Source organism: Micromonospora sp. KC721 (assembly GCF_004348355.1).
In the GTDB taxonomy this organism is placed as follows: domain Bacteria; phylum Actinomycetota; class Actinomycetes; order Mycobacteriales; family Micromonosporaceae; genus Micromonospora.
On the sequence record NZ_SMJY01000186.1, the window covers coordinates 1 to 11,962 of the forward strand.

The 11,962-nt window shown below is 70.7% G+C and carries 8 protein-coding genes; all 8 read right to left on the reverse strand.

Going from position 1 to position 11,962, the window contains the following annotated elements:
• Positions 1–8 precede the first annotated feature (8 nt).
• Positions 9–587, reverse strand: a complete 579-nt coding sequence (locus tag E1182_RS24630) for a sugar O-acetyltransferase (protein WP_243706401.1) — start codon at positions 585–587, stop codon at positions 9–11.
• A gap of 189 nt (positions 588–776) precedes the next feature.
• A complete protein-coding gene (locus E1182_RS24635; protein ID WP_132269477.1) occupies positions 777–1,640 on the reverse strand; it encodes a hypothetical protein in 864 nt (287 codons plus the stop codon).
• Between the two features lie 142 nt (positions 1,641–1,782).
• A complete protein-coding gene (locus tag E1182_RS24640; RefSeq protein ID WP_132269479.1) occupies positions 1,783–2,337 on the reverse strand; it encodes a hypothetical protein in 555 nt (184 codons plus the stop codon).
• Positions 2,338–2,391: 54 nt separating this feature from the next.
• Complete coding sequence (locus E1182_RS24645; protein WP_132269481.1) at positions 2,392–2,934, reverse strand: hypothetical protein; 543 nt, start codon at positions 2,932–2,934, stop codon at positions 2,392–2,394.
• A gap of 62 nt (positions 2,935–2,996) precedes the next feature.
• The gene (locus tag E1182_RS24650) at positions 2,997–4,754 is read right to left on the reverse strand and encodes a S8 family serine peptidase (RefSeq protein ID WP_243706402.1); all 1,758 of its coding nucleotides are present in this window, start codon (positions 4,752–4,754) and stop codon (positions 2,997–2,999) included.
• A gap of 684 nt (positions 4,755–5,438) precedes the next feature.
• Positions 5,439–7,172, reverse strand: coding sequence for a malto-oligosyltrehalose trehalohydrolase (gene treZ / locus E1182_RS24655; RefSeq protein WP_132269485.1), 1,734 nt, complete (start codon positions 7,170–7,172; stop codon positions 5,439–5,441).
• Positions 7,169–9,475, reverse strand: coding sequence for a malto-oligosyltrehalose synthase (treY, locus tag E1182_RS24660; protein WP_132269488.1), 2,307 nt, complete (start codon positions 9,473–9,475; stop codon positions 7,169–7,171). Before treY ends, treZ begins: the two co-directional genes overlap by 4 nt.
• Complete coding sequence (glgX, locus tag E1182_RS24665; protein WP_132269491.1) at positions 9,475–11,595, reverse strand: glycogen debranching protein GlgX; 2,121 nt, start codon at positions 11,593–11,595, stop codon at positions 9,475–9,477. The genes treY and glgX overlap by 1 nt, the downstream gene beginning before the upstream one ends.
• Positions 11,596–11,962 lie beyond the last annotated feature (367 nt).

Below are 11,962 nucleotides of genomic sequence, written 5' to 3' on the forward strand. Positions count from 1 at the left end.
GGGCGGTTTCAGCCGAGGGCTGCGGTCCGTGTCGTCAGATCGTCTTCGGTGATGGGTCGCAGCACCCGGCAGGGCGTGCCGACGGCGACGACCATCGGAGGGACATCGCGACTGACGACGCTGCCCGCGCCGATGACGGATCCGTACCCGATCCGGACGCCGGGTAGGACGACGGCGTTGCTGCCGATCCAGACCTTGTCCTCGATCACGATGGGTTCCGAGAACCGCGCGTAGTCGATCCGACGCGCGGGATGAACCGGGTGTCCCGTGGTCGTGAGCGTCACGCTGGGGGCGATCATGACGCCGTCACCGATGCGGATGTCCACGTCGTCGACGAACGTGAGATTGACGTTGCCGAAGAAGTCGTCACCGATGTGGACGTTGCTGCCGAATCCGGCGTGGAACGGCGGGAGCAGTACGGTGCGTTCTCCGACCGACCCGAGGATCGCGGCGAGCAGTGACCTTCGCTTGTCGGCGTCACCGGGCGGGGTGTGGTTGTACTCGAAGATGAGATCGGTACGTCGCTGTGGAGCCTGGAACGACGCCTCCGACTCGGTGTAGATGAGACCCTGACGGATCCGGTCCAAGACCGCTTGTTCGTGACTGTGTGGCACGCCGGAGCGCTCCTTCCCACCCGGTCCGCCGAACACCGGGAGTACGGGCTTCTGCGGTGGCGTACGACGCTACGCCATCCGCGGCGTTGCCGCAGACGTGGGCGAGGCTGTCGAGGGGTTCGGGTCCGTGTCGACAAACGTGAGCTGGGCGGGCTGCCATGGCTATCGAAACAGTGGTTGGCGGGCGCGTAGGCGTTGGCGGGTGGTGTAGCCGAGCAGGAGTGTGAGCACGAGTCCGGAGGCGGCCAGCCCGCCGATGAGGATGGTTTTGCTGTTGTCGGTGGGCGTGGGTGGCGCGGTGCCTGGTGGTGTGAAGGTGACTCTGCCGGTGGCGGTGTGTCGGGTCCAGCCGCTGCCGAGTTCGAGGTGGGCGGTCCATGGGCCGTCTGGCACCTGTTGGCCGATGGGGACGTGGACGGTGGTGGTGGCGTCGAGGGCGAGAGTGGGGGCTTCGACCTTGAACGGGCCGGTGGACAGCCCGTCGGGTCCGTCGGTGAGGGTGAGTGTGCCGTCGAGGTCGAGGGCGCGTTTGCCGGTGTTGCGTACCTGCGCGGTGAGCATGGCGGTGCCGTCGCCGGTGCGGGTGCCGGTGAGGTCGCTGATGGTGAAGTTGGAGGCGGGTTCGCCGCCGGGGCCGACGGACAGGTAGATGCGGATGCCGACGCGGCCGACATGGCGGACCGTACCTTTACCGCGGCTGGCGGTTTCGGCCCAGACGACGGCGTAACGCTCCCCGGCGGAGGCCTTCTCGGGCACCGCGATGGTGACCAGAACGGTTGCTTCCTGTTCGTGGGGCAGGTTGAGCCGGTCGTGGTCCACTCTGATCCAGCTGGACAGTTCGTTGGGGGTCCGGTCGGGAGCCACCTCCCACTGGTCCTTGTTGATGGTGGCGGCGGCCGGGTACACGGCGATCTGCCGCCGGATGGTGGCGGCGTTCTGCACGATGATGCGGCGGCGGATCGTCGTGCCGGGGTTGACGTGGTCGACGATGTAGTGGTGCGCGCGGGGGTCGTCGCGGCGGCTCACTGGCGCGTCCAGCAGCCGGACGCTGACGCCGACGCTCGGCCCCGGCGGTACGGGTGACGGGGTTGACCGGCGGCCGTCGGCGTTCGCCCCCGCCGGCGCCAGGACGGCGGCGGCGAGGGCGAGTGCCGCGAGCGCGCTGCGCTTAGGACACAGAATGGGTCACCGTCCCGCTGTAGAGACCGCCCACGGCGCTCGGCGGGATGCTGATCTCCAGGTTCGGGTTCCAGCTGGCCGTGTTGTTACCCGAGCCGGACGTCTTGGAGAACGCGGTGCGGGGTACGCCGAGGGCGACCCGGTCGGCGCGGGTGGGCTGGCCGGGCACGAACGTGCCGGTGCCGGTCGTGGCGGTGGCCGGGCCGGACCAGTACTCCACCAGTTGCGGCTGGATGATCTGGGTCGGGTCGTCGCTGCCGGTGTCGAACTGGGTGGCGACGACCGAGGCGGTCCAGGTGGCGCTCGCGGCCGCACGCTCGTCGCGGACGGTCACGGTGCCCATTTGTCCGGTCAAGGTCTGGCCGGGGAACGCCGAACCGAGGTTGACCGAAGCCGGCACCTCAATGTTCAGATTCGCGGTGGCCACGGTGAACGTGACGGTGGTGTCTGCGGACGGCTGAGCCGACGCCGGCGAGGCGGTGGCAGTGGCGGTGGCGGTGGCGGCTACCGCGGTGAGGCACAAGGCGGGAATGAGCTTCTTCATGGGAACCTTGTAACACGACAATCAGGACGAAAGAAGATAAACGGGATATATGCGCTAGGAGACGGAGTGGGTGACCCTCCCGGAGTAGAGACCGGTGGCCACGCCGGTCGGGATGGAGATCACCAAGGTGGGCTGCCAGCTGACCCGGTTCGGGGCATTGCCGGAGATCTTGCGGAAGGCGGTCCTCGGGGCGGTCAACGTCTGCGCCTGCGCGCTGGTGGGTTGCCCGGGGGCGAGACTGCCGCCGCCGCTGGCACGGGTGGCGGGTCCGGACCAGTAGGACACCCGGGTGGTGGGAATGGTCTGCGCGGGCGTGCCGGCGCCGGTGGTGAACGCGGTTGCGGTGACGGTGACGGCCCAGGTGTTCGGGCTGGCCGAGCGGGTGTCGCGGACGGTGACCGTGCCCATCTGTCGGCTGATCGCGCTGCCGGGCGGGCCGCCACCAAGGCTGGCCATGGCCGGCACGGTGATCGTCAGCGCCCCCACCGGGGCCTGCGCGATGGCGAAGGTGGCACCCGCCGCCGGTGGGGGTGGCGTGGCGAGCGGCGCCGCACTCGCTAGGAGGACAAAGCCGACAAGCGCCGCGAAACTTCTCATGAGTGCAGTATATGGACAGCGGGCTGGCGGTCGTGCGGCCCTCCCGGCGCGCCGGGTCGTATTCAGCCGGTGACGACCAGGGCGAAGTCGGCGTCGGTCGCCGGGGTCTCCACGTGCCCGTCGGCGTTGACCTCGCTGGCGACGACCTGGACAGTCCAGGTCCCGGCCGCCGGAGCCTCAACGAACACGTTCTCCACCGTGTCGATCGTGTTGGCCACACCCCCGGCGGTGGACCAGTTCCCGGCAGTCAGCCCGTTGTTTCCCCAGTAGACGGTGGTGCCGTCGGGGGCGGTCACCTTCAACGTCAGGTCGTTGACGCGGGCCCGCGCCGCCGACGGCGACCCCATCGGGTCGGTGTACACCATCGTTGCCCGCAGCGGCGTGGTGCCGTCACTGGTCAGCGTGTACGTCGCGGTCTGGCTGGTCTGCAGCAGCGCGGTCTCGTTGACGAGGACGGGCAATGCCCAGTTGTTGGCCTGCGCCTGCTCGTACAGGTTGGCGACGCTGGTCGTACCCCAGCCCTGGTGCATCCGGGTCAGGTCGTGCGTCGTCCCCGTGAACGGGTACTGATCCGCAGAGTTGATCAAGAGCGCCTTGGCGGTGGACGCGTGCGGCCGTGAGGCGAACACGTCGCGGTCCAGCCCGGGGCCGCCCTCGAAGACACCGTCGGCCCACATCTGGAACACCAGCCCGGCGTAACCGCAGGTGATCGGCGCACTGGCGCTGGTGCCGGTGAACGTCGCGGTGTACGCGGTGTCGCTGGTGCCCGCGGTGGTGTGGACCGCGTCGTAGTAGTTCACCAGATCCGGCTTGATCCGCCCGTCGGCCGCCGGGCCGATGCCCGCCCCGCCGTTCCACGCGTCGTCGGCGCGCGACAGCGTGTCGTAGTGGAACGCGCCACCCACCGAGACCACGTTCTTCGCCCAGGCCTGCGGCCGACCGCTGCGGTTGCCGGTGTTCCCCTGCGACTGGCAGATCAGGATGTCGTGGTCGAACACGATGTCGTCCATCGCCGCCGACGTGGCGTTGTAGCTGTAGGTCAGCGCACTGCCCCAACTGTTGGACTGGAACACCGCACGATACGGTCCCGCCGGGTCGACGAGTTGCGCGGTGTGCGCCCACCGGTCGGCCACCAGAGAGTTGGCGGCGAAGATGCCCTGCCCCTCCGGCAGCAAGCCACGCGCGGTCGCGTCGACTCCGGAGGCGAAGATCTGCCCGTACGTGGAGGTGCCGTGCGTGACATTCGTCGTATTCCCGGCGTGGATGATCGGCGGTTTCGCGGCGAATTCCTGGTGCGTGGTCCGTAGCCCCACGTCCATCACCTCACCCCGCACGCCCTGACCCGCGTACCCCCACGCGGCCTCGATGGCGTTCGCGCCGCCCGCAGCCCGCGCGTTGTCCATGTCGACGTCCGGCGTCGTCGACACATCCAGAGCCAGCACCGCAGCCAGATGCGCCACGGCGACCACCTGCTCGGGGGTGAGCGTCGCCTCGATCATCCGACGGCTCGCCGACGCGCCGTGCACGACGCCGCCCAGGGCAGCGATCCGCTGGACCACCGCGCGCTGGTCGGCGGCGTCACGTTCGACCAGCGTGACGACGTACCGGTGGGTCGAGCCCGGCACCATTGCACGCTCGACCTTGTCACCCGGATCGTATGGGCCCACCCATCGCACGAACGGCAACCGCTGCACCTGCCGACGGATCCCCCCGCTCATCCGCACGACGTACGTGGCATCAGGAAGATAGGCGCCGATCCGCGCACCGAGCCGGCGCAGTGCGTCCCGCTCGCGGTCGTGCGGCGCTGCCACGAACTGCACGAGGTACGCTGCGCCGCGCGTGGCCTGCAGCGGATGCTGTGGTCGGGTTCGCTGCCCGTCCGGCGTCATCGGATCAAAGGTGCGAGTCCGCAACCTGATCAGCCGCGCCGCTTCGCCGGCGTTCCGCACCAACGCTCCCCCGTCCACGGTGCCCCCCTGCCCGCCGGCGCCGACGAGCCCACTCTGATCGGCGGCGCCGCCGATCAATGTCGAGGCGGCACCAGACGGATGAGCAGCGGACACGGCGACGACAACAGCGACAGCCGCGACGAGCACAGCCCTTCGGGTCGCCTTTTTGCGAATGACTGTCTGCACTGTGGCCTCCCGGGCTGAGCATTCGCCGCGAAGAAATCCCGACAACGTGAGGAAATGTCACGCATAATCAGGAATGCGGACTAATGGCTTAACAATATATATCGCTCGCCATTGATCCCGAAAGATGCGTCCACGACGCGACGCATAACCGAGGAATGCTCGTCCGACGGACGGCACCGACAGGCCGGTGTGCGCGCGTACCCGGTGTTCCACCCACGGCCCGACGGCGCGGCGTCAGGCCCCGCGGCCCGCCTTCCTGCCCAGACGCGCGAGGGCCTTCCCAGGCGAGGGCGGCGGCGGGAAGGAGTGCGGGCCTTGTCCGCCGTCGGCGCTGCCGGGTGTCGCCCCGGCCGCACCTCGCCGAGCGGGTCACAGTGCCACGATGGCCGCCGTCTCCCCCGGCAGCTGCACCCGGTCGCGCATCACCGTCACGCCCTCCCCGGTGGCCAGCAGCACCCTCCGCACCGTCCCCGGCAGCGAGATTCCCTGTGCCCGGGTCGCCAGGTTCGCCACCACCAGGCAGTCTCCGCGCCGCATCACCAGGAAGCGGTCCCCGTGCCGCACCTCCACCCGGTCCAGCCGGGGGTCCGACAGGTCCGCCCGGCTCTTGCGCAGCGCGATCAGCCGGCGGTGGAACTCGTACATCTCCCGGTGCTCGGGCTTGTTCAGCTCCGCCCAGTCGAGCCGGGAACGTACGAAGGTCTGCGAATCCTGGGGGTCGGGCACGTCCGCCGTGGCCCACCCGTGCGCGGCGAACTCCCGCTTGCGCCCGTCGCGGACGGCGACCGCCAGCTCGGGCTCGGGGTGGCTGGTGAAGAACTGCCACGGTGTGCTGGCGGCCCACTCCTCCCCCATGAACAGCATCGGGGTGAACGGCGCGGTCATCAGCAGCACCGCCCCGACCCGCAGCAGCGCGGGCGAGAGGGTGGCGGAGATCCGGTCACCGGTGGCCCGGTTGCCGATCTGGTCGTGGTTCTGCAGGTACGCCACGAAGCGGTGCCCCGGCGTGCGCTGCCGGTCCACCGGCCGCCCGTGTACCCGGTTGCGGAAGCTGGAGTGGGTGCCGGCGTGGAAGAACGCGCCGGTGAGCACCTCGGTGAGGCATTCCAGTGAGCCGAAGTCGGCGTAGTAGCCCTGCCGTTCGCCGGTGAGCAGGCTGTGCAGGGCGTGGTGGGCGTCGTCGTTCCACTGGGCGTGCAGGCCGTACCCGCCGGCCTCGCGCGGGCTGATCAGTTTGGGATCGTTGAGGTCGCTCTCGGCGATCAGTGACAGCGGCCGGCCCAGGTGCGTGGAGAGCGCCTCCACCTCGGCCGCGACCTGCTCCAGCAAGTGCGTGGCGCGGCTGTCGGGCATGGCGTGCACGGCGTCGAGCCGCAGCCCGTCGACGTGGTAGTCACGCAGCCACATCAGCACCGAGTCGGTGATGTAGCGGCGGACGCCGTCGGAGTGCGGGCCGTCGAGGTTGACGGTGCGACCCCAGGTGTTGCTCTGCTCGGTGAGGTACGGCGCGAACATCGGCGCGTAGGCCCCGGAGGGCCCGAAATGGTTGTAGACGACGTCGAGGATCACCCCCAGTCCCTTGGCGTGGGCGGCGTCGACGAAGCGTTTGAGTCCGTCCGGCCCGCCGTAGGGCTGGTGCGGGGCGTACCAGCAGACGCCGTCGTAGCCCCAGTTGTGTTCGCCGTTGAAGGCGTTGACCGGCAGCAGTTCGATCATGTCGACGCCGAGGTCGACCAGGTGGTCGAGGCGGGCGATCGCCGCGTCGAACGTGCCTTCCGGGGTGAAGGTGCCGACGTGCAGCTCGTAGAGGACGCTGCCGGGCAGTTGCCGGCCGGTCCAGCCCTGGTCGGTCCAGGCGAACGCCGAGTGGTCGTAGAGCCGGCTGGGCCCGTGCACCCCGTCCGGCTGCCAGGCCGAGCGGGGGTCGGGCAGCGGGCGGTCGTCGTCGTCGAGCAGGAACGCGTAGTCGGTGCCGGGGCCGGCCCCGGGCACCTCGACCCGCCACCAGCCCTGCGGGCCGGGGCGCATCTCGCGGTCGGTGTGGCCCGGCAGCCGCAGCCGGACCCGGGCGGCCTCGGGCGCCCACACCGTGAACTCGGTCATGCGGCGTCCTCCACGGAGTCGCTGGGAGCCAGCAGGGCGACGGGATAGGTGTCGAGCACATCATCAATCAGCAGCTCAGACCCACTGTAGGCGCGACCGGTGAACAGGTCGGTAACAGTGTTTCCGGAAATCGGCAGCCGGGTTCCGCGCCATCCGCCGTCCCGGGCCAGCCGCAGCGGCAGCCGGGTGGCCACGGCGATCGCGCCGCCCCGGTCGAAGGCGACGGCGTGCGCGGCGGCCGGCCCGTGGGCCGGCACCGGCCGGTAGCCGGTGAACAGTTCCGGGTGGTCGCGGCGCAGCCGCAGCGTCCGCGACACCACCAGCAGCTTCGCCGCGCCGTCGGCGGCCACCGCGGGCCGCCAGCCGGCGTCGAGGCGGGCCAGCAACCCCCGGCGTACGGCGAAGTCGACCGGGCGGCGGTTGTCCGGGTCGACCAGGGAGTTCTCCCACAGCTCGGTGCCCTGGTAGGTGTCCGGCACCCCGGGCATGGCGAGCTGCACGAGCTTCTGGCCGAGCGAGTTGGACCAACCGGCGGGGGTGATCTCGTCGACGAACGCGCCGATCTCGGCGTGCAGTTCCGGGTCGTCGTACATCCGGTCCACCAGGGCGTGCAGTTGGTGCTCGAAGGCGGGGTCGGGGTCGGCCCAGCTGGTCGAGGTGCACGCCTCCCGGGCGGCCTTCTCGGCGTACGCGTGCAGGCGCCGCCGGTCGATCGGCCAGACACCGACGGTGCTCTGCCAGAGCAGGTGGGCCAGCGCCGGGTCGGCCAGTGGCGCGCGGGACATCCACCGGCTGACGGTCTCGGCCCAGCGGCCGGGCAGCTCGGACAGCACGGCGAGCCGGGCCCGGACGTCCTCGCCGCGCTTGGTGTCGTGGGTGGACAGGGTGGTCATGCTGGCCGGCCAGCGGGCCTGCCGGGCGGCGGCGAAGCGGTGGAACTCCGCCGGCGGCACCCCGAAGTGGGCCGGGGAGCCGCCGACCTCGTTGAGCGCGACGAACCGGCTCCACCGGTAGTAGGCGGTGTCCTCGACCCCCTTGGCCATCACCGCGCCGGTCAGTTGCGGGAAGCGGGCGGCCAGCTCGTGGCCCGGGTCACGCAGGCGGGCGGTGACCGCGTCCAGGGTGGCGGCGAGGTCGGGGCGGCGGCGGCCCGCCTCGGCGCGGGCGGCGGCCAGGTGCCGGGCACCCTCGGGCGGGTAACCCCGGTAGACCGGGAAGCAGGCGGCCAGCTCGGCGAGGGCGTCCCGGGTGGCTTCGCGGTCCAGTTCGCAGGCGAGGGCGGCGAGCCGGGTCAGTTCGGCGGCGAGCAGCCGGGTGGCGGCCTGCCGTTTGGTGTCGTGGACGAGGTCGGGCCAGGAGGTGTGCCGGCCGGTGAGCCGGCCGTCGAGGGTGGTGACGTCGTCCTCGGCGTCGCTGTCGACGAAGAGCCCGCAGACGGCGGCGAGGGCGTCGTACCCGGTGGTGCCGTCGACCGGCCAGTCGGGCAGTTCCTCGCCGTACTCGAGGATCTTCTCCACGATCAGCCAGCAGTGGGGGGCGGCGGCGCGCAGCCGGGCCAGGTAGCCGGCGGGGTCGCGCAGGCCGTCGGGGTGGTCGACGCGGATGCCGTCGACGTCACCGGCGGTGACCCAGCGCAGGATCTCGACGTGGGTGGCGTCGAAGACCGCCGGGTCCTCGACCCGCAGGCCGGCCAGGTCGGAGACGGCGAAGAACCGGCGGTACGTCAGGTCGGTGTCGCCGCGCCGCCAGTTGACCAGCTCGTAGTGCTGCCGGTCGTGGACCTGGCGCGCGGTGCCCGCGCCGGTGCCGTCGGCGATCGGGAACCGGTGTTCGTGGTAGCGCAGCTCCCCGTCGACGATGGTCAGGTCGTCGAGGGCGGCGGGGTCGTCGGCGAGCACCGGCAGCAGCAGCCGGCCGCGGTCCCAGTCGATGTCGAACCAGGCCGCGTACGCCGAGTCCCGGCCCCGGCGCAGCACGTCCCACCAGGCCGGGTTGGCGGCCGGCTGGGCCACCCCGGCGTGGTTGGGCACGATGTCCACGACCAGGCCGAGCCCGGCGGCGCGCAGCGCCCGGACGAGGCGTTGCCGGGCGGCCTCGCCCCCGAGTTCGGGGTTGACCGTTTGGTGGTCGACCACGTCGTAGCCGTGCTGACTGCCGGGAGTGGCGGCGAGCAGCGGCGCGCTGTAGAGGTGGGTGACGCCGAGGTCGGCCAGCCAGTCGGTGAGGCCGGCGGTGGCGTCCAGGTCGAAACCGGGGCGGATCTGCACCCGGTAGGTCGACCCGACCCGGGGGGCGGATGGCATCAACTCGTCCTCTCCAGCACCACCAGGCAGCGGTCGGGGACGGTCAGCGCGGCGCCGGCCTCGACCACCGTCGTCTTCTCCGGGTCCGGGTCCGCGGTGTTGATGGTCAGCTCCCAGCGCTGCCCGAACTCCTCGCCGGGCAGGGTGAAGTCCAGGGCGGCGTCGTGGGCGTTGAACAGCAGCAGGAAGGAGCTGTCCCGGTGGCGCTGGCCGTACTGGCCGCGCTCGCGGATGCCGTCGCCGTTGACGAACAGGGCCACCGCGCGGCCGAAGTCGTTGCCCCAGTCCTCGCCGGTCATCTCCCGGCCGTCGGGGGTGTACCAGGCCAGGTCGGGCAGGCCGGAGTCGGCGGCCCGGCCGCCGACGGGCAGGCCGGTGAAGAAGCGGCGGCGGCGGAACACCTGGTGGGAGTTGCGGAACGCGGTGAGCCGGCGGACGAAGTCGAGCAGGTCGGCCTCGGCGTGTTCCCAGTCGACCCAGGCCAGTTCGCTGTCCTGGCAGTAGGCGTTGTTGTTGCCGTGCTGGGTGCGGCCCAGCTCGTCGCCGTGGCCGATCATCGGTACGCCCTGGGAGAGCATCAGGGTGGCCAGGAAGTTGCGTCGTTGCCGGGCCCGCAGGGCGCGTACGGCGGGATCGTCGGTGTCGCCCTCGACGCCGCAGTTCCAGGACCGGTTGTGGCTCTCGCCGTCGCGGTTGGACTCGCCGTTGGCCTCGTTGTGCTTGTCGTTGTACGACACCAGGTCGTGCAGGGTGAACCCGTCGTGGCAGGTGACGAAGTTGATGCTGTGGAAGGGGCGGCGGCCGTCGTCCTGGTAGAGGTCGGCGGAGCCGGAGATGCGGGAGGCGAACTCGGCGAGGGTGGCCGGCTCGCCGCGCCAGAAGTCGCGCACGGTGTCGCGGTACTTGCCGTTCCACTCGGTCCACTGCGGCGGGAAGTTGCCCACCTGGTAGCCGCCGGGGCCGACGTCCCACGGCTCGGCGATCAGTTTGACCTGGCTGACCACCGGGTCCTGCTGGACCACCTCGAAGAAGGTGGAGAGGCGGTCCACCTCGTAGAACTCACGGGCCAGGGTGGCGGCGAGGTCGAAGCGGAAGCCGTCGACGTGCATCTCGGTGACCCAGTACCGCAACGAATCCATGATCAGTTGCAGGGAGTGCGGGTTGCGGACGTTGAGGCTGTTCCCGGTGCCGGTGTAGTCGACGAAGCAGCGCCGGTCGGATTCGGAGAGCCGGTAGTAGCTGGGGGTGTCGATGCCCTTGAAGCTCAGCGTCGGGCCGAGGTGGTTGCCCTCGGCGGTGTGGTTGTAGACCACGTCGAGGATGACCTCGATGCCGGCGGCGTGCAGAGCCCGGACCATGCCGCGGAACTCCTGCACCTGCTGACCGAGGCGGCCCAGGGCGGAGTAGCCGTGGTGCGGGGCGAAGAAGCCGATGGTGTTGTAGCCCCAGTAGTTGCGCAGCCCCAGGTCGGTCAGGCGGTGGTCGTGGACGAACTCGTGCACCGGCATCAGCTCGACGGCGGTCACCCCGAGCCGCTTGAAATAGTCGATCATGACGGGCGAGGCGATGGCCGCGTACGTGCCGCGCAGTTCCTCCGGGATGTCCGGGTGGCGCATGGTCAGCCCGCGCACGTGCGCCTCGTAGATCACTGAGTGGTGGTACGGGATGCGCGGTGGCCGGTCGTTGCCCCAGTCGAAGTAGGGGTTGACCACCACCGACTTCGGGACGTACGGGGCCGAGTCGGCGGTGTTCGTCCGGTCCGGGTCGCCGCCCACCTCGTAGTCGTAGACGGCCGGGTCCCAGGTGACCTCGCCGTCGACGGCCTTGGCGTACGGGTCGAGCAGCAGCTTGTGCGGGTTGCAGCGCAGCCCGTTGGCCGGGTCCCACGGCCCGTGGACGCGGTAGCCGTACCGCTGGCCCGGCTCGATGCCGGGCAGGTAGGCGTGCCAGACGTACGCGTCGACCTCGCGCAGCTCGATGCGGCGCTCGACGCCGGTGTCCCACTCGTCGAAGAGGCAGAGTTCGATCTTCTCGGCGATCTCGGAGAAGATCGCGAAATTGGTGCCCATCCCGTCGTAGGTGGCGCCGAGGGGGTAGCGCTCGCCCGGCCAGACCTGCATGTCGCTCCTTCAGGCACATGATCATGAGCGCTTCGCACGGCAGCCCGACGATGCGCACGCCGCTAATGCCCCACTGCCCGTCCGGCCAATCCATCCGTTCGGGTGACGCCCGATATCCACCCGCCTGATGCCTAAGGTGTCCTCCGTCACGTTGAGCCCTCTCAAGATGCGAAGAGCCGAGTCGTGCCCTTTGCTTGATGCGGGTGCGCGCGCGTGCCCACGCCCGGCCGCCCGGCCACCTCACCCTGCCCTTCGCCGTCACCGCTGCCGGCGCGATCCCCCCTGCCCAGACGGAGATTGATGTGACCACTCTGCGGCTCGACGAACACCTCGCGTCCGCCGTGGACCGGACCTGCCGGCCCACCCC

What these genes read in the sequence shown, in the direction of transcription:
- E1182_RS24640 (WP_132269479.1), bottom strand. Translation starts at nt 2,337, where the DNA reads ATGAAGAAGCTCATTCCCGCCTTGTGCCTCACCGCGGTAGCCGCCACC.
- E1182_RS24645 (WP_132269481.1), bottom strand. Translation starts at nt 2,934, where the DNA reads ATGAGAAGTTTCGCGGCGCTTGTCGGCTTTGTCCTCCTAGCGAGTGCG.
- treZ (WP_132269485.1), bottom strand. Translation starts at nt 7,172, where the DNA reads ATGACCGAGTTCACGGTGTGGGCGCCCGAGGCCGCCCGGGTCCGGCTG.
- treY (WP_132269488.1), bottom strand. Translation starts at nt 9,475, where the DNA reads ATGCCATCCGCCCCCCGGGTCGGGTCGACCTACCGGGTGCAGATCCGC.
- glgX (WP_132269491.1), bottom strand. Translation starts at nt 11,595, where the DNA reads ATGCAGGTCTGGCCGGGCGAGCGCTACCCCCTCGGCGCCACCTACGAC.